Origin of the sequence: Acidipila sp. EB88 (assembly GCF_003858395.1) — a bacterium.
In the GTDB taxonomy this organism is placed as follows: Bacteria; Acidobacteriota; Terriglobia; order Terriglobales; family Acidobacteriaceae; genus EB88.
This window is the reverse complement of record NZ_QWEV01000005.1, coordinates 2929987-2954709: the sequence shown is the minus strand read 5'-3', so window position 1 is coordinate 2954709 and position 24723 is coordinate 2929987. Positions and strand designations below refer to the sequence as shown.

The 24723-nt window shown below is 61.0% G+C and carries 13 protein-coding genes; 7 read left to right on the top strand and 6 right to left on the bottom strand.

Annotated features, from left to right (window positions below; all coding sequences use genetic code 11):
* Nucleotides 1-92: 92 nt before the first annotated feature.
* Both D1Y84_RS12770 and D1Y84_RS12765 read right to left on the bottom strand, forming a co-directional pair.
* On the bottom strand, nucleotides 93-443 hold the full coding sequence (locus D1Y84_RS12770) for a YciI family protein (protein WP_233581577.1): 351 nt from the start codon (nucleotides 441-443) through the stop codon (nucleotides 93-95).
* Nucleotides 444-744: 301 nt separating this feature from the next.
* Nucleotides 745-2088, bottom strand: a complete 1344-nt coding sequence (locus tag D1Y84_RS12765; RefSeq protein WP_124849040.1) for an FAD-binding protein — start codon at nucleotides 2086-2088, stop codon at nucleotides 745-747.
* 198 nt (nucleotides 2089-2286) lie between these two features.
* Between D1Y84_RS12765 and D1Y84_RS12760 the strand changes: the two genes are divergently transcribed.
* A complete protein-coding gene (locus D1Y84_RS12760) occupies nucleotides 2287-3384 on the top strand; it encodes an esterase family protein (protein ID WP_124849039.1) in 1098 nt (365 codons plus the stop codon).
* A gap of 162 nt (nucleotides 3385-3546) precedes the next feature.
* Here D1Y84_RS12760 and D1Y84_RS12755 read toward each other — a convergent pair whose 3' ends face one another.
* Together D1Y84_RS12755 and D1Y84_RS12750 are read right to left on the bottom strand one after the other, a co-directional pair.
* A complete protein-coding gene (locus D1Y84_RS12755) occupies nucleotides 3547-6882 on the bottom strand; it encodes a glycoside hydrolase family 38 C-terminal domain-containing protein (RefSeq protein WP_233581387.1) in 3336 nt (1111 codons plus the stop codon).
* A gap of 131 nt (nucleotides 6883-7013) precedes the next feature.
* Nucleotides 7014-10529, bottom strand: a complete 3516-nt coding sequence (locus D1Y84_RS12750; RefSeq protein ID WP_233581386.1) for a carboxypeptidase regulatory-like domain-containing protein — start codon at nucleotides 10527-10529, stop codon at nucleotides 7014-7016.
* A gap of 207 nt (nucleotides 10530-10736) precedes the next feature.
* Here D1Y84_RS12750 and D1Y84_RS12745 point away from each other — a divergent pair, with 207 nt between their 5' ends.
* Nucleotides 10737-11795 (top strand): LacI family DNA-binding transcriptional regulator, encoded by a 1059-nt coding sequence (locus D1Y84_RS12745; RefSeq protein ID WP_158615459.1) that lies wholly within the window; start codon nucleotides 10737-10739, stop codon nucleotides 11793-11795.
* Nucleotides 11796-11870: 75 nt separating this feature from the next.
* Here the strand turns inward: D1Y84_RS12745 and D1Y84_RS12740 are convergent, their stop codons facing one another.
* Nucleotides 11871-12515, bottom strand: coding sequence for a TetR/AcrR family transcriptional regulator (locus tag D1Y84_RS12740; RefSeq protein WP_158615458.1), 645 nt, complete (start codon nucleotides 12513-12515; stop codon nucleotides 11871-11873).
* A gap of 114 nt (nucleotides 12516-12629) precedes the next feature.
* Between D1Y84_RS12740 and D1Y84_RS12735 the strand changes: the two genes are divergently transcribed.
* From D1Y84_RS12735 to D1Y84_RS12720, 4 genes are read left to right on the top strand one after another with little or no spacing between them, the layout of a single operon-like run.
* Nucleotides 12630-13850, top strand: a complete 1221-nt coding sequence (locus D1Y84_RS12735; protein ID WP_124849036.1) for an efflux RND transporter periplasmic adaptor subunit — start codon at nucleotides 12630-12632, stop codon at nucleotides 13848-13850.
* Nucleotides 13847-17245, top strand: a complete 3399-nt coding sequence (locus D1Y84_RS12730; RefSeq protein WP_124849035.1) for an efflux RND transporter permease subunit — start codon at nucleotides 13847-13849, stop codon at nucleotides 17243-17245. Before D1Y84_RS12735 ends, D1Y84_RS12730 begins: the two co-directional genes overlap by 4 nt.
* On the top strand, nucleotides 17242-20370 hold the full coding sequence (locus tag D1Y84_RS12725) for an efflux RND transporter permease subunit (RefSeq protein ID WP_124849034.1): 3129 nt from the start codon (nucleotides 17242-17244) through the stop codon (nucleotides 20368-20370). The genes D1Y84_RS12730 and D1Y84_RS12725 overlap by 4 nt, the downstream gene beginning before the upstream one ends.
* A 9-nt stretch (nucleotides 20371-20379) precedes the next feature.
* Nucleotides 20380-21879 carry an efflux transporter outer membrane subunit gene (locus D1Y84_RS12720; protein ID WP_124849033.1) on the top strand — a complete coding sequence of 500 codons (1500 nt, stop codon included), beginning with the start codon at nucleotides 20380-20382 and terminating at the stop codon, nucleotides 21877-21879.
* 50 nt (nucleotides 21880-21929) lie between these two features.
* Here D1Y84_RS12720 and D1Y84_RS12715 read toward each other — a convergent pair whose 3' ends face one another.
* Entirely contained in the window at nucleotides 21930-23234 is a 1305-nt protein-coding gene (locus D1Y84_RS12715) for an ATP-grasp domain-containing protein (protein WP_158615457.1), read from the bottom strand.
* A gap of 239 nt (nucleotides 23235-23473) precedes the next feature.
* Here D1Y84_RS12715 and D1Y84_RS12710 point away from each other — a divergent pair, with 239 nt between their 5' ends.
* Entirely contained in the window at nucleotides 23474-24697 is a 1224-nt protein-coding gene (locus D1Y84_RS12710) for an NAD(P)-binding domain-containing protein (protein ID WP_124849031.1), read from the top strand.
* Nucleotides 24698-24723: the final 26 nt, after the last annotated feature.

The window sequence follows — 24723 nt, the reverse complement described above, 5'->3', positions numbered from 1 at the left end:
GCAGCCTGCGCCTAGCGGCGGTGCCGGCTTTCTCAACAGTGCCAGCCCATCAGCAACGAACGATTCCCTAAGGACTTACAACCCCCTGCGCATTACAGAAAATCAGCGAGGTCGTACAGGGGCCGTATCTCGATCTCGCTCGGCCCGGTCATGGGATTCGGACAACGTTTTACCCACGCAACGGCTTCATCCATGTCCCTGACTTCCCAAAGCCAGTACCCGGCAACCAGCTCGCGGGTCACATCGAAAGGCCCATCAATGACTGCCCGCTCTGCACCATCGAAGGCGATGCGCTTCCCCTGCGATGTCGGCTTGAGGCCGTCAGCTGCGCGCAGTATGCCGGCGGCTTGCAGCTCCTCGTTGTAAGCGCCCATTGCCTCGAGCAGCGCTGCGGAAGGCAGAGTTCCGCGTTCGCTCTCCTCAGTCGCTTTCACCAGCACCATCACACGCATCGTTTGCCTCCTTGCCTGACGCACTTGGAGTCCTTCTCGAGGAATCACCCCGGCTTCATTCCGGAACATCGCAGTCAACGAAGCTCGCAGCCGCGACCGAACTCATGCCAAACCATAAGCGCTCGGCGCTCTCGCTCGGCTGCAGGTGCTGCCTGCGCAGCCCTGGAGATCATGCATCCCGCCGAACCGTACGGAGAACAGAACTGCTGCGCGGCTATGCACAGCGGCATTACAACTCAAGCGTAGGAAAACTATGCCTGAGGCGAGCAAGGCGAGCGCCGAGGGTTCAGCCTTAGCCCAGCACTTCCTCCCGCATGTAGCTATTCACGAACTTCCCCTGTGGATCGTACTGCTTTCTCATCTGCTTGAACTCGCTCATCTTCGGGTAGACACCGTCGATCTGCGCGGCACGGAGCGTGTTGACCTTGGCCCAGTGCGGGCGTGGAGAAAACGGCTTCAGCTTTGCTTCAATCTGCGGCAGCAGCAGCGTGACCGCATCCCACTCTGGTTTCCAGGTGAAGTGGATCGCAAGCGAGCGCCTCTGGTATGCCATGCTGAGCCATAAGTCGTCTGCAGCAATCGAGCGCAGTTCCGTGACAAAAAGGTGCGGAGTGATCTGGTCGCGCAAACTTTCCACGGCCAGTACGGCCTGGTAAGCGGATTCAAATGGAACGAAGTATTCAGTCTGGATCTCGCGGCCAGTGGAGGGGGTGAACTCCATCTTAAAGTGCGGCAGCCGTTCATACCACTTGCCCACCATGTTCAGCTGCTCTGTTGTTTTTGCCGGGTCCTGTCCCAGCACAGGGTGCAGCTTCTGCGTTGCCAATGTAGCGCCATAGAAGTTTGCAGGCGGCGGCGCACTGCCATCCTGATCGACCCGGCGCTTGATCCAGACCTGCCAGGCCTGGTGGTGCTGCCAGTTCGTAAACAAGGACGTGCTGTAGCCCGTGTTCATGATCGCTTCGAAGTTGTGCTCCAGCTGCGCGAAATCCAGGTCCCGGTACACGATCTGTGTCATGTTGTAAGTGGGCTCGATAGCAAGTGTGACGTGTGTGACAATACCGAACGATCCAAGCCCGACCACCGCACCCTGGAACGCATCGCCGTCGCGATCGCTGCGCAAGGTGTGCACTTTGCCGTCTGCCGCGACGAACTCAAGGCCTCGTACCGAGGTCGCCAGGTTGCCGTTGCGCAGCCCGGAACCGTGCGTTCCTGTTGCGATGGACCCGCCGACTGAGATATGTGGCAGGGAGGCCATGTTGGCGAGCGCGAACCCGGCCTTGTCCAACGCCTTCGCGAGGTCGCCATACTTCATCCCGCTGCCCACCGTAACCGTCTTTGCCACCGGGTCGATCTGAAAATCTGTAAGTCCGAGAGTACTGATCTGCGCAGAGGTCGAGTCGGCGATGCCGTTGAAGCTATGCCGGGTGCCGAGGGCGCGCACGCTGGACACACTTTTCACAGCCTGGCACACCTCATCCACCGACCGAGGCTGCAGCACGCGATCGGTATGGTAATGAAACGTGCCTGCCCAATTATCGCGTGGCACGGTCACTTCCGCACCGGCTCGCTGGCGATGCAAGGCAGCCACCGCCGACAAGGCAAGACTCCCCTTCAAAAACTGTCGCTTGTTCATTGATTCCAGTCCTTCCTGCGCTTGTGGAGCGAGAGCCATGCTCCCCGTCATTTCACACGCTGGCGCTTACACAAGGGAACAAAAATCTCGACCAAAAAGGCGAACAGGTGTTGTGCCTCTGCAAGGGCGCCCATTGGGCCGACAATTGGCGTATCTTGGCTACTCGATGCTCACACCGACCGCCTGACACCTGACATCATGCCTGACACTCGCCTCGCTCTTGCCTTCTTCGTGCTGTGCACGCTTGCCTCCGCGCAGCAGCCTGACCCTCCCACGCGCGACGCTCACAGCCCCGGCTATGTGCATACCAGCACCCTCGGCGACACCAGCGTCCCACCGCCAGACAGGGATGGCAACTTCCTGCTCGGGCCCACACACCCCGCGTCGCTTGACACGCTGGCGCATGCAGCCACGCCTCGCGGCCAGGTTATTGTGTTTACACTTTCCTCCGCAGATAGCCATGCCTATCCCGGCATCGCGCGAACGCCAGGTACCTTCGGCACTCCCGATCCACATGATCCTGCCCGCCTCATTGTCACTACCAGCCACCCGGCTCCCTACGCCCGCACCATCACGGTCTATGTCCCGGCAGGGTATGATCCGGGCTCCGCATCGCCATTCATCATCGACGAGGACGGGCCCGATCCGATGCTATTCGCCACCCTGGACAATCTCATCGCGGCGCATCGTGTTCCGTCCATGATCGCGATCTCCATCGCGAATGGCGGCGGAGACGCCCAGGGCTCGGAGCGCGGGCTTGAGTACGACACGATGTCCGGTCGATACGCCGAGTTCGTGGAACATGAGATTCTCCCCGAAGTGGAGGCCCGCTGCCATGTTCGCCTCACCCGCGACCCCGATCTTCGCGCTACCATGGGCGGATCTTCAGGCGGAGCGGCCGCCCTCATCATGGCCTGGTACCATCCTGAGCTTTACCACCGCGTGCTTGCTTACTCCGGCACCTGGATCAACCAGCAGTGGCCATCAAGCTCCGCGACTCCGCATGGTGCGTGGGAGTTTCCCGAGCACCTCGTCGCCGATGTCCCCCGCAAGCCCTTGCGCCTGTGGCTCGAGGTTGGGGACCGCGACCTTCTCAACCCGAATGTCATGCGCGACGGCATGCATGACTGGGTACTGGCGAACGAGAAGATGGCGTCGGCCCTCGCCCGCAAGCACTACCACTACCAGTTTGTGTTCGCGCAAAACGCCGCACATGTGGACCGCGCCGTGAAGCAACAAACACTGCCGGAAGCACTTGAGTACGTGTGGCGAGGCAGTGTCGTCTCACCACACTAGGAGCATGCGCGCAGCGATGCAGCGGCTGTGCCCATCAACGCTGAGCCAGCTACGCGACGGGACACATAGTCAGCAGGGCCAAGAAAAGCCCGCCCTTCTGCAGGGCGGGCTCTCAGCCGCAGGGCCTATACCGAACCCTGCGCACAGCAATCCCGGGAACTGTTAACGAGCGTTGTGGGTATACGTCACCTTGAGCGACAGGATTTCGTACGGGTGAATGGAGACGGTGGCCACGTCGCCCGTGACCGGCACACTTGCTCCGTCCTTGTTCTCCATCAGGTTGGTGATGGTTGCGCTGGATGCGCCAGGCGGCAACTTGACCTTGACTGCTTCCTCTTTGCCAGCTGACTCATACATGCGTAGCACCAGGGCATCAGAATCTTCCGCCTTCTTCATGGCGGTCAGCACGACGTGGTCCGAATCAACAGCCGCATAGCTATGCATCGCCGGCAGCGCACCCGCGTGGGCCTCCACCTGCATCGCCTGCATGGGGTAGTTGAACTCGTACCCATGCTCGACTGTGCCGGCCTTCTTCCAATCCGCGGCGTGCGGGTACAGCGCGTAGGTAAAGTGCTGAGCGCCCTGGTCGGCTTCCGCGTCCGGGCTTGTGGGCGAACGCAACAGCGAGAGGCGCAACACGTTTCCTACGGCGTCATAGCCGTACTTGGAGTTGTTCAGGAGGCTGAAGCCATGTTGCGCGTCGCCTTCATCGGCCCAGCGCAGTGCCGGCACCTCGAACCTGCCTTTCTCAAAGCTGTTGTTGCGCGTGGTGGGGCGTTCGATCGAGCCATAAGGAATCTCGTAGGTGGCATTCTTGCTGGTCGCCGCCAACGGGAACGCGGCCTTCAGAAGGATGTGGCGCTCACGCCAGTCCACATCGGTCGTGACCACCACGTGATCGCTACCCGCAGACAATGCAACATCCTGCGTGAATGTCGAGCTCTGCCACTTGCGCTGGATCCGGATGACCGAACGCAGCGGGGTGTTCTCGACCAGCTTTACCGACTCCACCGTATTGAGCTTGGTCGGCGGCACGTCGAGCGTGCCCGGATCGATGTTCCACGCGTCATAGTCCTTGGGCGTGTCCTTGAAGGCCTGCAATTCGTTCCCACAGCCGCCTGCTGCCAGCGTTTCAAAGCTGGTGCCCTTGTCATACAGGCTGGTAATGCACCCCGTAGCTGGATCAACCTTGACCCGCAGCATGCCGTTCTCAAGCGTCAGACCGTCCGCCTTCACGTCGCTCGTGAAACTCTTCTTGCCCGGCACCACGTGCAGCACGGCATAGCCAAGCGAAGGCACCTTCTCGGCACGCACCAGCAGCTTGAAGCTGCTCGTTCCGGCGTTGCTCGAGATGATCTCCGACGGCAGCACCTTGCCTTCCGCATCAATCACCGACACATCGTTCGTTGTCTCGGGCAGTTGCACGTCTACCGTGACCAGCCCCGAGCGCTCCCAGGCCAGCGGATTCCACACAAGCACCGGCACACCCTGCTTGCCGCTCGTGTTGATCGAGGCAGCAAGCTGCTTCAGCGAGCCATCGCTGATCTCGCTGGTCTCGCGCCGCACCGTGTCGAACTCCTTCTGCGCATCGCGGTAGATCACGGCAATGCCTGAGCCCGCCGCGAGGTCGTGGAAGTCGTTGAACGTGATGTTCTTCCAGGCGTCAGTGAACGTATCCGCCGGGTATGGAGTGCCGCCCAGCCACGCGAGCGAGGCAAGCTTCTCGGCATCCAGCGTTTCGATCTCGCTGTTCCGCATACCGAGCTTGTGCTTGGCCTGCGTGGTGTACACGCCGCGGTGGTACTCGAGATACAACTCGTCGTTCCAGGTCGGGATACTCACCTGGTCTGCCGCCGTTGCGGGGTACGTGTAACCGTCACCCATGGAGGCGTAGTTCCAGGTCTTGGAGGCATCCGCAATCTTGGGCCGCACTTCCTTGAAGTAAGAGTCGGCAGTGCCGAACTGCACGTTCGGTGTCACCTTGCCGGGTTTTGCCCACTCCATTCCCTCGTCCAGCATCGCGCGAGTGGGGCCGCCGCCATGGTCGCCCACACCGTACAGGTCCATCACGCTCGGCAGACCGGGCGCCTGCTTCCGCGCCGTGGCGAGGTCAGTAGACAGACGGATCGGTTCTATCGACTGGTTGCCATAGCCATGCGGGAAGTACGTCAACACCTTGCTGCCATCCGGTGATTGCCACCAGAAAAGCTTGAAGGGCAACTGGTTGGTGTCGTTCCACTCCATCTTCTGGGTGACAAATGTGTCGATACCCGACTTCAGGTAAATCTGCGGCAGCTGCCAGTTATAGCCGAACGAGTCGGGGTTCCAGCCGATGTGCACATCGACGCCGTACTCTTTCTGATAGAAGCGCTTGCCGATCAGGATCGAACGCACCAGCGACTCTCCATCCGGCAGGTTGAGGTCCGGCTCAACCCACATCCCGCCGACGATCTCCCAGCGACCAGCCTGGATGTCCTGCTTGATCTGGTCGTTCAACTCGGGATACTTGTTCGCCATCCACTCGTTGTACTGCGCCGCAGACTGCGTGTAGGTGTACTTCGGGTACTCGTTGAGCAGCTGGGCCGCGGTGCCGAACGTGCGCCGCACCACGTCCACGGTCTCGGTCGCAGGCCACAGCCACGCTGCGTCGATGTGCGAGTTCCCCGTCTCGTGAAATGAAACCTGCTGCAGCATCGGCCGCAGTACTTCAAGCTGTGTTTGTGCGGCGTGAAGCGAGGTGTCGAACTGTTGCCGGGCAGTGGCGCCGGGCATGTCCAGGGCCTTGAGGTTGATCGCAGCCAACGCCTTCTCCACCGTTGCTTTATCGGCATTCACATCCTTCGACAGGGACGGAATCAGCGCCATGGCGGAGAGTGCTTCCGCTCGCACTTCGGATGGGTTGGGCCGGTCCGCAGGGTAGTCCACATGCAGCATCGCGCCGCGGAAAGTCTTCGGACCCGCGGTCTGCAGCAGCTTCACTGCAATAAGTATCCGCTCGCCGGGCTTGGCGCTCTCTGTCAACACAATCGGTTCCAGGTCGGCGCCGAGGGCTACGCGTCGTCCATTGAAGTACACGATCTCCGGAACGTCTCCATGCGCTGACGCACGAAAGCGAAACGTGATGCGTGTGCCCGTCGCGTCGTACCCATGGAATGCTTTTGGAATCTCGATGGTGCGCCGGTACCAGACTGCTTCCTTGGGCGCTTCACTCTTGGGCTGCACTGTCTGCCAGCTTGCGTCGTCCAACGTGATTGACTCGCCGTGCGGGATGTCCCCCACGTGATAGCGCCAGTCGGACGCCTCGAACTTGTCCAGCATGTCAAGCCGGTCCACGACCGTGCGGGCTGCCGGCGGGAGCGCATCGATCAGGGCCTGCTCCGCTTCATGGTGCTCCTGGGCATGCGCCGTAAGGGACGGCACTGCCACCCCCGAGATACAAAGAGCTGCCATGGCCAGGCGGTGTGTGTACTGCCTGCGAAATCGATGGTGTGGCTTCATGCTGAATTCCTTTCGTGCTGGGTACGCTTGCGCATTCGTTGAATAGGACAGGGTGATTGGCAACCTGCCCGCAAACACCACAGTGGGAGCAGCGGAGACTCCGCTGCTCCCACTGTAGTTGTTTGCTGTGTTTAGAACTGGTAGCGCAGGCTGAACTGCAGCTGCCGGTCCGAAGCATAGGAGTTGCCCTTCTGTGTCACCTGGCCGAAGTTGCCATCGGTCGGGTTGGAGTCAGGCCCATCCCAGTTAGGGTGGTTGGTGAAGTTGAAGGCCTCGGCGCGGAACGTGACCTGGTGGTTCTCGTGATTTGGAATCACGCTGAAAGCCTTGACCAGTGCGATGTTCCAGCTTTGGAAGCCCGGGTTGTAGATCTGGTTGCGGCTTTCGGCACCGGCAAAGGTCCCCGGAGCCGGTGCGGCAAAGGTGCTTGGGTCAAAGTAATTGCCACCACCTGCCGCGCCGGTGAACTGCTTGTTCAGCACAGGCTGCCGCGTGAGGTTCCAGAGCTGCGTACCAGAGCCCTGCCCGACACCGGCATAGTCATTGCCTGTGCCAACACTGAACGGTTCGCCGGTCTGCGCCTGGGTCGTTCCGGATACCTGCCAGTTGCCAAGCGCACCCTTCATGAGCCGGTTGCCACCCTGCCCCGCGTAGGGAATGTTCCACACGTAATTCACGACAAGAATGTGACGAATATCAAAGTCGCTCGGACCGTAGTTGATCCGCTCGTTGTAAACGTTGGGCAGAACATAGCCCTGGTTCGAGCCGTAGTCCATGCTCTTCGAGAAGGTATAGGCCACGCCAAACGACACGCCCTTGGACAAACGACGACGCAGGTTCAGCTGCAGGCCGTTGTACATGGAGCTGCCCGCATTCGTGTCCTGCAGAATGCTGGCAAAGCCCTTGTACGGGCGGAGGGCATCTGCCTGTCCAATGGCGGCGCCGCTTTGCAGCGAGCCTGGCTGAAGCTGGTTCACGTTATCGAGCTGGGTTAGGTGGATGCCCTTACGTCCGACGTACGCAGCGGTAAAGGTTCCGAAGCTCGGGATCTCCTGCTCGACCGCCACGTTCCAGCTCCAGGCGTTCGGGTTCGGGAAGTTCTTGGCCTGCGAGGACAACGCAAGCGGATACTGCCCGGCTGCCGTGCCACCCGGGTCATCCACGCTGCCACCGGTAATGCTGGTGGTCGGCTGGAACGGCGCATTGCCGCCAAGCTGCACCGAATCGCTGATGCCAATGCGCTGCACGAAGCGACCACCACCGGCGCGGATCACCGTGCCCGGCTGCACCTGGTAGGTGAAGCCAAGACGCGGCTGGAAGTCGGTAAAGATCGTGTTCGAATAGCCTCGCGGCGTGTTATGGAACAGGTTGCCGTACGTGCTCAAGATATTGGCAGGTACATGCCCCTGCGCCGAGCTCGGGAAGCCGCTGCCGGGGATCGTGACGCCGTTGTATGGATCACCCCCGGTGATCGTATCGGTCGTGGGGTTCACGGTCACAGCGTTCGACGGATTGTAGAAAGTCGGATCGAACACCGACTGGTTCCGCCAGAGCGCGTAGAACGGCTCCATGACGCTGTAGCGTAAGCCGTACTCGATCACTGTCTTGGAGTTCGCGCGCCACTGGTCCTGGGCAAAGCCGGCGAAGAAGTTGTTGCGGAAGAGCGTGTAGGATTTTTGCCCGATCTCACCGTAGCTGTCGAACAGGCCCAGTGCCGCGTTGCCCACCGCTGCTCCTGAAGAAGCCAGGTTGGCGCGTGTATCGGTGAAAACGAACTGGCCATTCTGGTTGTTGGTGGCTCCTGGCGTGGTGCTGCTCACGTCGATCTGGTCGAAGTTGTTCTCACCGGTGCGCTCCCAGAGGCCGCCAAACGTAAGCGTGTGTGTGCCAATCACCTTGGTGAGATTGTCGGCAAGGTTGGTGATCACGCCGCCCGAGTGCGAGGGGTAGGGCCCGCCATCAAGAATGGTGAAGTTCTGGATGTTGATCGTCGGAATCTTGTCCTGGATCAGCTTGTCGGCCGCGGGAAAGACATACGGGAAGTTGATCCCGTAGTTGGTACGGTTATAGAGGCCACTGGAAGTATCCGTCGTGATCGTGACGTGATCAGCCGACACGGAGAAGGTCGCGTCGTTGACCATGGACGGGCTGATCGTCCAGGTGTAGTGCAGCACACCCACCTGGTTGGGCCAGTCCCAAGCCTGCGGCGTGCGGTTGAAGTTACCCGCGAATGGAACCAGCTGGTCGTAGTGCTGGCTCAGAACACTGAATCGTATGTGGTGCGCTTCGGCAGGCACATAGTCGATCACCAGCGTGTCCTTGCGCTGGTTCTGTGGATACGGTGCGGACGCGATCCAGTTGTTGGTGCCACTGAGGCCGGTCGGCGTCGGGAATGCATTGAGCAGTCCGATGCCGTTTGGACTGAGTTGGGCCGCCGGGATCACGTTGCCCGCGTACGGCTGCCCGGTCACCGGGTTCTTCAGCTGCACAGGCGCGCCGTAGAAGATGTTGCCCGGCGCAAGCAGTTCGCTGAAATCGCCGGTCCGCATCAGCGCGGTGGGCACGCGGCCCTGCTGCGTCGCGTTTTGCCGGTAGCGCAGGAACTCTTCGCCGGCCAGGAAGAACAGCTTGGTCTTCAGCTTGTTGAAGTGCCCCGGGATGTACACCGGGCCATTCAGGTTCCAGCCGAACTGGTTGAAGCGGAACGGCGCGGGATGATCGGCAATCGTTGGATCCGTCGACTGGTTGCGCAGCCAGGTGTTGGCGTCGAAGAAGGAGTTGCGCAGGTAATCGTAAGCCGAGCCATGGTAGGTGCTGGTTCCGCTCTTTGGAACGAGTTGCACCAGGCCGCCGGAGGTTTCACCGAACTCCGCGGGATAGCTGGTGGTCAGGATCTGCACCTGCGAGATGGTGTCCACATCCGAGACGCCGATCTGAGTGCCGTTGCCACGGGTACGCACCATCGGCGAGCCGTCCAGCGTGATCAGCGATTCATTGGAGCGGGCGCCGTTGATCACCGGGCCACTGAAATCCGGAGCGAAGTTGAACGACGACATGGGCGAGTTGCGCGCGACACCCGGTTCCAGCTGCGAGAGGTAGATCGGGTTGCGGCCGTTCAGCTGGATGGACTTGACCTGGTCGGAGGTGACCAGCTGCCCGACCGATGACGACTCGGTCTGCAGGGTGTTGGCGTTGGCCTGCACGGTCACCGATGTGCTGGCGTTGCCTGTCTTGAGCGAAGCGTCGTAGCGGGAGCCAATGTTTGGATCGAGGTGCGTGCCCTGCTGCACGGTGGACTCAAAGCCGTTCGCCGTGACCGTTACGGTGTAAAGCCCGATCGCCAGGTTCGGGAAGGTATATGCCCCGGCCCCATTGGTGGTGATGGTGTGCTCTTCGTTGGTCGCTTCATTCTTGACAGTCACCTTGGCGTTGGTGATGACCGCACCACTCGCATCCGTGACCGTACCTGATAGCGACGAAGAGCTGGATTGCGCACCAGCCCCTGATGTCGAAACAAGCAACATGGACAGGAGCGGCAGAGCGATGGCTGCCGGTCGCATTCTGAAGAGAAAAATAGCGGAGATCGGCAGCGTCTTTGCGCCCCTGGTCCCAGTGCCTGCCTGTGCCTTACGAGCTGCCGTGGCCATCGTGCCTCCAAAAAGAAAACTTCATACGTCGCCGTTTGCTGGAAACGTTTCCAACGGCGGCCATCGTATGAGGACTTTTCCATGACTGTCAAGACAGAATGTGTTTTTATCAAGAAAGCGAGGAAGCAAGATGTCCGTGAGAAGCAGACACGAGTGCAGCGGATGTGTGCCGACAGCTCCGGCTCAGCGTCGTGGCAGCAGGCAAACATGCCCCGTCTAAAATCCGGCGGCGTGCCCACCCTCGCGGACGTTGCCCGGGCATCCGGCGTCGGCATCGCCACCGTTTCGCGGGTCGTCAACGGCGGCGTCAACGTCAGCCCGGAGACCCTCAAAAAGGTGCAGCGCGCCGTACGGCGGCTCGGCTACCTCCCCAACCATGCGGCGCGCATCCTCAAAGGAGGGCGCACCAAGACCATCGGCCTGCTGATCCCCAGCATCGCCGATTCCTTCTTCTCCAGCTGTGCCGGCACGGCCGGCGAGGTGGCCCAGGCGCACGACTCCCTGCTGCTTTTTGCGGAGTCCAACAATGACCCGGCTCTTGAGCTGAGCAATCTGGCCGTGCTGATGCAACACCGCCCGGATGGCCTGCTGCTGGTGCCATCGAGCGCTAGCAACCGGGCTTTGCGGCTTTTTGTGCAGCAGAGCCCGGTTCCGATCGTCACCCTCGACCGACCGTTTCCGGGTTGCGCTGCCGTGCTCACCAACAGCTTCGAGGCAGCCCGCGAGGCGACCCTGCACCTGGTCGGGCACGGTCGCAAACGGATCCTGTGCCTGGCCGCCGAACCGAGCCTCTACACCATTCGCGAACGCCTCCGTGGCTACTCCGACGCCATGCTTGCTGCCGGGCTTCCCTCGCTGATTGACACGTCCCTCGCCATCGGCGCCCACAATGCCGAAACGCTGATCCAGGGCCACCTCGGGTCCAGGACTCCGCCGGACGCCATCTTCACCCTCAAAAACAGCGCCACCACCGCCGCCTATCAGGCTCTGCAGCGGCTCAAGCTCAACATACCGCGAGAAATTGCCCTGATCGGTTTCGATGATTTCGAGCTTGCCGGCATGCTGCGCCCCGCGCTCACCGTGGTGCAACAGCCCATTGAAGACGTGGGCCGTCGGGCCGCCGAACTGCTGTTTGCGCAACTGGGCAGCGACGATGGATCCACCCCGCCGGCCAGCCTGCGGCGCACGCGTCTGGTGCTGCCGAACCGCCTCCTGTTGCGCAGTTCCTGCGGCTGCCGCCACTCAGCACGCGGTCCCGAAGAGTAGGCGCGCCAGGCCGTCAGCCGCGTGTGTCTATCCGGAGAGACGAGCGACGAAGCGCGCACCCGCGCGACATGACGCTCAGGCACCGTACCCGTGCAGGAAGCATTCCACGGCTTCCTGCACGCGCTGCGCGATCTCGTCCGAGGACGGCTTTTCGCCCATGCGCATGACGCGCATCATCATTTCAGCGGCGCACAGGTCAAAGAACTGGCGGGCCGCTGTCTGCGGGTTCATGGCGCGCAGCTTGCCCCGGGCCACCTGCTCCGCGAGGTACGCCGCCAGCGCACCATGCACGCGTGCCGGCCCCTGATCATGGAAGATTGCGCGCAGTTCGGGAAATCTCTCGCGCTCCATCGCAAGGATGCGCAGCAGGCCCATTGCCTCCGCCGCGAGGATGCGTCCCAGCACGAATTTGCCAAAGGCCGTCAATGCCTCGACCGGGGCTTCATACGACACCAGCAACGCGCTCATCTCGACAGCAAACTCATGGGCGCGCCGCAGGATCACGGCCCGGAACAGGTCGCTTTTGGTCGGAAAGTAGCGGTAGAACGTCTCCTTGGAAGCATGGGCAGCTCGAGCGATCTCGACCATGCTCGTCGCATCGAAACCCTTCTCCATAAACAGCTGGGTAGCCGCGTCCACAAGGCGGTTGGTCAGCCTTTCGGTGCGCGCACTCGGTTGGACAGGCTCAGCATGGGGAGCGGCAGACGCCGGATCGGGCATAGAAGTTGATGGATTCCACGAAACTTGGAGAAACATCCTGAGTCTACCAGCTCGACGAACCGAACGGTTCGGTTCGTGGCATAATAAGCCAGCCTGACCCAAAGAGAGCATGCAATGAGCGAGAGCGATGAGCAGCAAGCAACACCAGGTCTTGTAGGCAGTGCAGGCCCTCGACGTCGTAAATACACATGGGTTCGCTGGGCTCTGCCGCTGTTGCTTCTGGTCATCATCGTCGCGGCCGTGGTCAATGGCATTCGCAAGAGCAAGGCCGATTCGGCCAACCAGATTCCAACACCTGAAGTCGCCACCGTGCGCACCGCGGTCGCGCATACCGGGCCGATCGGCTATTACGTCGAAGCCATCGGCACGGTTACGCCGCTTGCGACAGTTAACCTGTACAGCCAGGTCACTGGCCGTGTCATGCAGGTGCATTATGTGGAAGGACAGATGGTGCGCCGCGGCGACCCGCTTCTCGATGTGGATCCCCGCCCGTACGAGGCGCAGCTCAAGGAGGCACAGGGCGCTTTGCAGCGCGACCGCGGCACTCTGGCCCAGGCCGAGATGGACCTGGCCCGCTACAAGGATGCCTCTGACCAGCAGGCCATCTCGCGCCAGACATACGAAGACCAGGTCCAGATTGTGGAGCAGGACCGCGGCACGGTGCAGAATGACGTCGGCGCGGTCGAGTACGCGCAGGTACAGCTCAGTTACTGTCACCTCACGTCTCCGATTTCGGGCCGGGTCGGTCTTCGCCTGGTCGACCCCGGCAACGTGATCTTCTCGGGCAGCACCAATCCCCTTGTTGTGGTCACGCAGCTTCAACCGATCACCGTCGTCTTCAACGTTGCGGAAGACGACCTTGGCCAGGTACGCCGCGAAATCACGCATCGCAGCAGTCTTGCCGTCGACGCGTTCGATCGCGCCCTGCAGACAAAACTCGCCACCGGCCGCCTTCTCTCCCTTGACAACCAGATTGACACCACCACCGGCACAGTCCGGTTTCGCGGCCAGTTCGACAACAAGGACCTGCTGCTCTATCCGAACCAGTTTGTGAATGCGCGCCTGCTCGTCAAGACGCTTCCGGACGCCGTGCTTGTACCCACCGCGGCCGTGCAGAGAGATGGCACGCAGGCATTTGTCTACGTGGTCACTGGAAACAAGGTCAAGCTGCGCAACATCACCGAGTTGACGAGCGAAAACCAGGTGGCTGCCGTAACCGGGATCATGCCAGGCGAGGTTGTCCCGACCACGGGCTTTGACAAGTTGCAGGACGGCGCCACGATCCGGCAGCAGCAGCAAACGCCCGAAGCCCAGCATGCCGAGAGCAGCCTGTGAATCCATCCAGGATCTTTATCCTCAGGCCTATCGCCACCATCCTGCTGATGGTCGCGATCCTGCTCGTGGGCATCGTGGCGTACACAACGCTGCCGATCTCCGCGTTGCCCGAGGCTGACTATCCTACGATCCAGGTCCTGACGTTCTATCCGGGTGCCAGCCCGCAGGTCATGAGCTCTGCCGTCACCGCCCCGCTCGAGCGGCAGTTCGGCCAGGTCGCCGGGCTCGCGCAGATGACTTCCACCAGTTCAGATGGAAGCTCCGTCATCGTGCTGCAGTTCTCGCTTGACCTCAACATCGACGTCGCGGAGCAGGAAGTGCAGGCAGCCATCAACGCCGCGCAGGGATACCTGCCCACAGACCTTCCCGTTCCGCCCGTGTACAGCAAGTCCAACCCCGCAGATGCCCCGGTACTGACGCTCGCGCTCACCTCCAGGACGATGCCGCTTTCCCGGGTGGAAGATCTGGTGGACTCGCGGCTGGCGCCCAAAATCTCGCAGCTAAGCGGCGTCGGGCTGGTCACCATCAGCGGTGGCCAGAAACCTGCCGTACGCATCCAGGCTAATCCGGTTGCCCTTGCCTCCTACGGCGTCAACCTGGAAGACCTGCGAACCGCGCTGACCAGCACCACGGTAAACACCGCAAAAGGCAGCTTTGACGGCCCCGCGCAGAACTACCAGATCAACGCCAACGATCAGCTGCTCTCAAGCGACGGGTACAAGAACGTGGTCGTGGCCTACAAGAACGGCGCCCCCGTCATGCTCACCGATGTGGCCCGGATCACCGACGGGATCGAGAACACGAAACTCGCGGCATGGATGAACCAGACACCCGCAGTCATCGTCAACATCCAGCGGCAACCCGGCGCCAACACCATCGCGGTGGTGGAGGAGGTACAGAAACTGCTGCCGAAGTTGCGGGCCGGTCTGCCTGCTTCGATCCAGTTGCAGATCCTCACCGACCGCAGCAACACCATTCGAGCGTCGATCGCCGACGTCGAATTCGAGCTGCTGCTCACCATCGCACTCGTGGTGCTGGTGATCTTTGTTTTTCTACGCAGCCTCACCGCGACCCTTATTCCAGCGGTCGCTGTGCCGCTCTCGTTGATTGGCAGCTTTACCGTGATGCACCTTCTCGGGTACAGCCTCAACAACCTGACCCTGATGGCCTTTACGATCTCCACGGGCTTCGTAGTCGACGATGCAATCGTCATGATCGAAAACATCTCGCGCTACCTGGAGGAGGGTTTATCGCCAGTGGACGCCGCGCTGAAAGGCGCTGCGCAGATTGGCTTCACGATCATCTCTCTGACGGTTTCGCTGATCGCGGTACTGATCCCCCTGCTTTTCATGGGCGAGATCGTTGGACGCCTCTTCCGCGAGTTCGCCGTCACGCTGAGCGTCACCATCCTGATCTCCGCAGTGGTCTCGCTCACACTCACCCCGATGATGAGCGCGCGCCTTTTGCGACACACGCCCACTGCGGAGCAGAATCGTTTCTACCGTTGGACTGAGAGCTTCTTCACTCGCGTCATCGCGGCATACGGACGCTCCCTGAAGTGGGTCCTGCAGTTTGAAAAAGTCACGTTGCTGGTCGCACTGGCGTTGCTGGTTCTCACCATCTTCCAGTACGTGGAAATTCCGAAGGGCTTCTTTCCCACCCAGGACACCGGGGTGCTGCAGGGCATCACCCAGGCGCCGGACGCTATCTCGTTCCCATCCATGGCGCACAAACAGCAGCAACTCGCCGGGGTGTTGCTGAAAGACCCCGCGGTCGCGAGCCTGTCTTCGTTCATCGGGGCGGATGGCACCAACAGCACGCTCAACAGCGGACGCATCCAGATCAACCTGAAGCCGATTGCGGAACGCCACCTGGATGCCACCGCGGTGATCGCCCGTCTGCAGACGCAGGCCGACCAGATCCCCGGCATCCACCTCTACCTGCAGCCCGTGCAGGACCTCACCGTGGATGACCGCGTCAGTCGCACCGAGTATCAGTACACCCTTGAGGATGCGGGTGCTGAAGAACTCAACACCTACACCGCGCAACTCGTAGCAGAACTGCGCAAGCTCCCAGAGATTGCCGATGTTGCTACCGACCAGCAGAACAACGGCGTCAGTGTTCAGCTCAACTACGATCGCGCCACGGCCTCACGCCTGAACATCTCGCCCGATCAGATCGACTCGACCCTCTATGACGCCTACGGGCAGCGACAGATCAGCACCCTCTACACCCAGTCCAATCAGTACCACGTCATCCTCGAGGCTTTGCCCTCCTTCCAGCAGACCCCGCAAAGTCTCAAGAACATTTACATCCAGGGGTCCAACAGCTCCACTGCTTCTTCTGCCGCGCAAAGCACCTCGGGGCGCACCTCTTCTGCATCAAGCGGCACAGTCAGCACGCTCAATCCGTCTTCAAGCGTGGGCCTCAGCTCCTCATCGCCAACCAGCACACTCACCAACACCAGCGGCAACTCCAGCACGGTTGCGGCCGGCACGAGCAGCAGCATCACCGCCGCCAGCGCAACGACGCTCTCGTCCTCGACCCCTTCGAACGCGCTGACCACCACCGGTGCTTCCGCAGGGTCCAACACCACCACATCGACCACACAAGCTACGCCAGTTCCGCTTTCTGCGATCAGCCACTACACCACGATCGCCTCGCCCCTCACCATCAACCACCAGGGGCAGTTCCCTGTGGTCACCATTTCATTCAACGTGGCTCCCGGCCGCTCGCTGAGCCAGGCAGTAGCAGCCGTGCAGCGCGCAAAGGACCGGCTGCATATGCCAGCCAGTGTCGATGGCAGCTTCCAAGGCACGGCCGCGGCCTACAACACCATCGGCAGCAATGAAGCGTTCCTGATCCTGGCCGCGCTGCTTGCCGTGTATATCGTTCTCGGCATCCTCTACGAGAGCTTCATCCATCCAGTCACGATCCTGTCCACCCTGCCTTCAGCCGGCGTCGGTGCGCTCTTCGCGCTGCAGCTCTTCCACCAGGACCTCGATGTAATCGCCATCATCGGGATCATCCTGCTGATCGGCATCGTCAAGAAGAACGGCATCATGATCGTCGACTTTGCCCTCGACGCAGAACGGAACCAGGGCATGACTGCGTCCGAGGCGATTTACCAGGCGTCGCTGCTTCGCTTTCGACCCATCCTCATGACCACGCTGTGCGCTCTGTTTGCAGGGCTGCCGCTTGCCTTCGGCTCCGGCATCGGCTCTGAGCTGCGCCGTCCCTTGGGCATCGCAATGGTGGGCGGCCTGCTCGTGAGCCAGGTTCTGACCCTGTACACCACCCCGGTGATCTATGTGTTCTTTGGCCGCATGGCCGCACGCTTTGCGCCGCAGCCGCGAGGTGTGCTCCTGCCGTATCGGCCGTCGGAGCAGCCATGAACATCTCCGCCTTCTTCATCAGGCGGCCCGTCGCCACGACTCTGATGGTCCTCGCGATCATCATCGCCGGCGCCATGGCGTTTCAGGCACTCCCCGTCGCGTCCCTGCCGCAGGTAGACTTCGCGACCATCACCGTTGCGGCGACGCTGCCGGGCGCGAGCCCAGAGATCATGGCGTCTTCTGTGGCCACTCCGCTCGAGCGTCAATTCGGGCACATCGCGGGCGTCACGCAGATGACATCTGCCAGCACGCTCAGCACCACATCGATCACGCTGCAGTTCGACTACAGCCGCGACGTGGACGGAGCCGCGCGCGACGTGCAGGCCGCCATCAACGCGGCGCGAACCTATCTGCCGTCGAACCTGCCTTCTAACCCGACTTACCGCAAAGTGAACTCGTCTGTGTTTCCGGTCATGGTGCTGTACATGACGTCGTCGATTCACACGCAGGGCGAGATGTACGACACGGCCTCGTCGATCGTGCAGCAGAAACTATCCCAGCTTCACGGAGTAGGCCAGGTGCAGGTGGTCGGCGGTTCCCTGCCAGCCGTGCGGGTTGACCTTTATCCGCAACAACTCAACAGCTACGGCCTTGGGACCACTGATGTTGCGAACGTGCTCTCGCATCAGAATTCCAATCGTCCCAAGGGGCAGATCAGCGACGAGTTTCAGACCGCGGATATCAATGCCAACGATCAGATCTCGAAGGCAAAAGACTACGCGCCGCTTGTCATCGCCACCAACGCGAGCACCGGCGCGGTCATTCACCTGAGCGATGTCGCCAGCGTGACGGACTCGGTGCAGACCACGCGTGCCGCGGGCTTCGCAAACGGAAAGCCCTGCGTGGTGCTGCTCGTCTACCGCTTGCCCAACGCCAACATCATCAACGTGGTGGACCGGATCAAGGAAGCGCTTCCCGGCGTTCGTGCCTCGATCCCCAGCGCCGACCGGCTTGACCTTGCCATCGACACCACTACGACCATCCGTGCCTCGGTGAAAGATGTCGAGAACACGATGGTGCTCTCGATCCTGCTTGTTGTCGCTGTGGTGTTCGTTTTTCTACGCAGCCCGCAGGCCACGCTGATCCCAGGGGTAGCTGTGACCGCCTCGCTTGTCGGTACCTTCGCGGGCATGTATGTACTGGGTTACAGCGTCAACAACCTTTCGCTGATGGCGCTCACCGTGTCGACCGGCTTCGTAGTAGACGATGCGATTGTGGTCATGGAAAACATCACCCGCCTGATTGAAGAAGGCGTTACGCCGTGGGAGGCTGCGCTCAAGGGCGCGCAGGAGGTCAGCTTTACCGTACTCTCCATGAGCCTGTCGCTGGTTGCTGTTTTCGTGCCGCTCCTGTTCATGGGTGGCCTCATCGGGCGACTCTTTCACGAGTTCGCGATGACGCTCTGTATCTCCATCCTCGTCTCCATGGTCGTCTCGCTGAGCGTCACTCCCATGATGTGCGTGTACCTGCTGAAGCCCGCCGGCCGCGAACAGCACGGACGCTTTTACCGGCTCAGCGAAGGCGCCTTCAATGCCCTTCTCAGCAGTTATCGCTACACGCTGACCTGGACGCTCAAGCACCCGGTGCTCGTCATCCTGAGCCTGTTTGCCACGCTCGCGCTCAACGTCGTGCTGCTGGTTTTCGTACCGAAAGGCCTCTTCCCCACGCAGGACACCGGCCTCGTCTTCGGTGGCTTGCAGGGCTCTCAGGATGCTTCATTCTCCTCCATGCGCGACTCTCTTCTCGAGACGCAACGAGTGATTGCCGCTGATCCAGCGGTGCAAACGGTGGCTGGCTTTACTGGTGGCGGTGGCGGTGCCAGCAACAGCGGATTCGTCTTCCTCTCGTTGAAGCCGCGCAATCAGCGGGACGCCACGGCCTCGCAGGTCGTCGATCGCCTGCGGCCAAAGCTCGGCTCGCTCACCGGCGCTTCGACCTTCCTGCAGGCAGCGCAGGACCTGGGTGTGGGCGGCCGCCAAAGCAACGCCCAGTACCAGTACCAGCTCTCTGCCGATACCGTGGAAGATCTTGGCCTGTGGGGGCCAAAACTTTACAAGGAAATGCTGAAGATGCCGCAGCTCAAGGACGTCACGACGGACCAGCAGAACAGCGGTTTGCAGATGCTGCTGAGCTACGATCGTCCTTCGGCTGCCCGCTTCGGCGTTACACCGCAGCTCATTGACCAGTCGCTCTACTACGAGTTTGGCGAAGCGCAGGTCTCTACCATTTACACCGCGCTCAACCAGTACTACGTTGTGATGGAAGCGGCGCCGCAGTTTTACCGCGACCCGGGCACGCTTGCCTCAACCTATGTACACGTGTCCGGCGCACACTCTGTTCCCCTGCAGGCAGTTGCGCAGGGGCACCCCGCAACCTCTCCGCTGGCGGTGAATCATTCCTCCTTCTTCCCTTCTGTGACCATCTCCTTCAATCTCGCGCCCGGTGTCTCGCTGGGGCAGGCGACCATTGCCATCAACCAGATGCAGCAGCGTATACAGACACCTGAGTCGGTGCGGGGCCAGTTTGCCGGAACTGCGGAAGCCTTCCTGGCTTCGCTCTCAACGGAGCCGCTACTGGTCGCGGCAGCACTGCTTTCTATTTACATCGTGCTCGGCGTGCTCTACGAAAGCTTTGTGCACCCCATCACGATTCTTACCACGCTCCCCTCGGCTGGTGTGGGCGCCATTCTCTCGTTGCTTGTGTTTCATAGCGAGTTCGACGTTATCTCGGTGATCGGCGTGTTCCTGCTCATTGGCATCGTGAAGAAGAACGCCATCCTGATGATCGACTTTGCGCTGCTTGCTGAGCGTGACCGCGGCATGAGCACCGAGGACTCTATCTTTGCGGCGGCCATGCTGCGTTTCCGCCCGATCCTTATGACGACCCTTGCCGCATTCTTCGGCGCACTGCCACTTGCCATCGGCACGGGCACCGGTTCGGAGCTGCGGCGACCACTCGGGATTGCGATCTGCGGCGGTCTTGTGTTCAGCCAGATCCTGACGCTCTACACCACGCCTGTGATCTATCTCTACTTCGATCACTTCAGCCAGTGGTTCCAACGCCGCATGGGTTTCAAACATCCCGGTACGCCCGATCCACTGGTGGCCGGCAACACCGCGCTTTAGGAACAACGTATGCAAGGTATTCATACTTTCTCGCGGTCAACATCGATCCGCACCCTCGCGATCACAGCGCTCCTGCTTTCACTGCAGGCCTGTACGGTCGGTCCCCGCTACGTTGCCCCCACCACGCAGGCACCTCCTGCTTTCAAAGAGACGGCTCCGCAGCAATCCTCGGACGGAACTACCTGGGTGCCGGCCACGCCGCAGGATGCAACGCTGCGCGGCAAGTGGTGGGAGCTATATCACGAGCCGGAACTGAACGATCTCGAAGAAAGACTCAACTCTGCGAATCAGAACATCGCGCAGGCATTCCAGAACTTCATGGCTGCGCGCGCGCAGGTCAAGCAGGCGCGTGCCGCGTACTTTCCAAGCGTGACGGCCGGCCCTGCATATACGCGCGCACGCACTTCCGGCAACGAGACTAACCAGGTGCTTGCCGGAGCTACCAATCTCAACAGCAATGAGTTTTCCCTGCCGTTCGACGTCTCGTGGGAACCCGACGTCTGGGGGCGCATTCGCAACAGCGTGCGGGAGTCTGCCAACGCCGCGCAGGTAAGCGCTGCCGATCTGGCGAATGAACGGCTCAGTGAGCAGGCTAGCCTTGCCGAGTTCTACTTCGAACTGCGCGGGCAGGACGCCCTCATCGAGCTGTACCGGCAAACCGTGCACGCGTACGAGGAAAACCTGAGGCTCACCCAGGTGCGCAGCCGCACAGGCGTCGACACCGAGCAGGCAGTGGCCGAGGCAGACCTGAGCCTCAAGACCGCCATCGCCGCCGCCACCAACCTTCGCATCGCACGAGCACAGTACGAGCACGCGATTGCACTGCTTACGGGCCAGGCAGCCTCGTCCTTCGCTTTGCCGGTCCGCAATCTCGCCACGTCGGTTCCAGCGGTCCCCATCGGTGTGCCTTCCCAGCTTCTGCAGCGCCGGCCCGATATTGCCGCCGCCGAGCGCACAATGTCTGAGGCCAATGCGCTGATCGGCGTTGAGACAGCTGCCTACTACCCGACCTTCAACCTGGGCGGTGAGGTGGGGCTGCAAAGCCTCCGGATCAATGATTTGTTTACCTGGCCCAGCCGCTTCTTTTCTGTGGGCCCCACGGCTTCAGACACCCTGTACGACGGCGGCCTGCGACGGGGTCTTCTCAACCAGTACAAAGCGCAGTACGAGGCAGACGCAGCGGCTTATCGACAGACAGTGTTGACAGCTTTTCAGCAGACCGAAGACTATCTCGCGTCGGAACACATCCTAGGCCAGCAAAGACGCGAGCAGCAGGACGCGGTGCTCGCCGCCAGGCGCTACTACGACCTGTCTGCGGTCCGCTACAAGACCGGCGTTGATACTTATCTCAACGTGTTCACTGCGGAGGCCAGCCTGCTCAGCAATCAGCAAAACGCCATCACGCTGTACGTGCAGCAGCTCACCAGCAGTGTGCAGTTGATTGAGGCTCTTGGCGGAGGGTGGGATAGCTCGCAGCTCCCGTCAGAGAAAGCAGTCGCCCGCAACTAACCCGGGAACAACTCCTCCAACGCATCCGCTGCGCTGACCGTGAGCGCGCATCAGGCATGCGAGACCACACCGCGCTGGCCGCCGGCAGGACCATGATAGTTTCTGCCTGCAGCCTCCTGCTCATCCATCTGCCGCAGGTTTACAACCTCGATCGCAAGCGCATCCACCCGCAAAGCCCGGGGACCAAGAGCCGCGTCCTGCGCAAAATAAAAGATCTTGGCGCTGGGCGCCTGGGTGTCACGTGGACGTAGATAACGAAAAAGCTGCAGGGCACGTCGACGCAGCAATGCACGCAGCGAGGGATCGCCCGTCGATAACTCGGTCACAGTGGCCAAGTCGTTGCTGCACACATCGAAACGCGAATGACGCAGGAAGGCACTCTCCGCATCCCACTCCACAGCCTGCGGGTAGAAAGCTACGGCCGTACCCAGTTCACGGCCGCCAGGAACAGCATTGTCCAGCCCCGTCCACTGCTTCCAAAGCATGCCCGCGAGGTCGAGCTTGCTGGCCATCGCGACATGGCCGAGCTGTGTGCAGCGCGGATTGACCTCGATGAGATAGGGCACACCGGTGCCCTCTTCGATAATGAAGTCCAGTCCGAAAAAGCCCGACAGCTTCAGCGCGCCGGCTAGCAGGACACCTGCCTGGTGCATCCGCTCGTCTTCGATTAACTCGATCATGAGCGCAGCTCCCGTCTTACCCTTGGCCGCGATCACCTTTGCCTGTACAGAGCCAAGCAGCTTACCTTCATGGCATGCAAACATCGCGTTGGCGGCAACGCCTTCAATGTGTGCCTGCGCGCTGATCTCTGCGGGTCCAACACACCGCAGCCGGGCGAACGCAGTATGATCGCGCTGTTTCAGGAGTTGCCGCAGTTTGTCGCCGAGCGACTGCTCCGCCAGTAGTTTGGTATAGCCCTCTCGCGCTGACTCTCTGTCGTTCGCAACGTGCACGCCCCCGCCGCCCCATGTGCCGTCCTTCTTGATAAAGAAAGGATGCGGCATCGAGTCGGCGCAGGATTCAAGGTCTTCAGCAGTGCGAATGCGCAGAGTGCCAGGCACAGCTACGCCAAGCTTCGCCGCCAGCGCAAGCGCAAGTGTCCGACTACGCACTACGGCATAGGAACTCGCAGGGCCCAGGGAACGCTCGATAAGCGGAGCAAACTCGGGATGACTTGTGGAAAGTTCGTGTAAAAACCACACGGCGCGATCGTCAGCCGGCATGATGTAGTCAGGCTTGCAGCGCAGAATCGCCGCGCGCAGGGATGCCAGCGGGTTCAAAGTACGGAAGCGATAGGTCGCGCGCAAAGCCTGCGAGTAAGCCATCTGGCTGCCCGCCGGACAGACTGCATACACCTGCGCACCGTATGTCGCGAATCTCAGGGCGAGCCGACCAACCTGCAACCACGTCTGAGTCGTTACAATGAGAACAGCGGGAATCTTCATAGTAGTTGTCGTTCGCGGCGTCCCTCCCGCGTTACAACAATCCTAGAGCAAGCAAGCTTCACACTCCCGGAGTTTTTAGTAACTATTACGATCGGGCCATATAGAAAAGGCACGTAATAAGTGCAGCCCTCTTCCAAGGCGAGGTTGATATGAAAGCGCCAACGACACAAATACATCGGGCACATACGACGGATGTTGCCATCATTGGAGCCGGTCCATACGGCTTGTCTCTCGCTGCACACCTGCGCAAGGCCGGTGTGCGTCACCGCATCTTTGGTCGTCCTATGCAGGTCTGGCAAGAGCAAATGCCCAAGGGCATGTGCCTCAAGTCGGATGGCTTCGCATCCAGCCTTTTCGACCCGGAAGACTCCTTCACGCTTGAACACTATTGCCGCGAGGAAAACCTGCCTTACCAGCACTCTGGCCTGCCGGTTCCGCTCGAGACCTTTGTCAACTACGGCCTTGAGTTCCAGAAGCGAATGGTTCCACAGCTTGAGATGACCGATATCGCGACACTGGAACAAACCCGCGATGGATTTGTGCTGTGCTCCGCTGACGGCGAAACCATCTATGCCAATCGCGTAGTGCTTGCAGTAGGCATCGCCCACTTCAGCTACACGCCGCCATTGCTCCAGGGTCTGCCGCAGACATCTGTAACGCACAGCTCGCAGTATGGCGATGTGAGCTGTTTCAGGGACCGCACCGTGGTGGTCGTTGGAGCCGGCGCATCCGCAATTGATCTTGCTTCTGCGCTCGCCGATGAAGGAGCGCACGTGCAGTTGATTGGCCGCCGCGAGAAGCTTGCCTTCTACACTCCGGACCTCGAGCCACGCCCGCTCAAGCAGCGCGTGCTGCGACCGCGCACCGGCCTTGGCCTTGGTTGGAAATACGTGCTCTGCATGGAGGCGCCTGTACTCTTCCACGCCATGCCTCGTAAGTTCCGGCACCGCGTCGTGCGTCGCCATCTAGGTCCTGTCCCAGCCTGGTTTATGCGTGACAAGATCGAGAACCGTATCCCGCTTCATCTGTCGGCGCACATGACGGATGTACAGATCACCGACAACAAGGTGCATATCGCCTATAAGCAGAAAGATGGCGAGGCTCGGGAGCTTGTTGCCGATCACGTCATTGCTGCAACCGGTTATCGCCCGTCTGTAAGTTCGCTGCGCTTTGTCGCCGCGCCGCTGCGCGACGCGATCGCAACGGCCGAGGACACCCCCGTGCTGAACCGCCACTTCGAGACCTCCGTGCCAGGCCTCCACATGATTGGGCTTGCCTCGGCAAACAGCTTCGGTCCCGCCAGTCGTTTCGCCGTAGGGGCTCGGTTCACGGCGCGCCACCTGTGCCGCCACTTCAAAATGCGCCCTCGCTGATGGCGCGGCTGTCACGATCCTCAGGC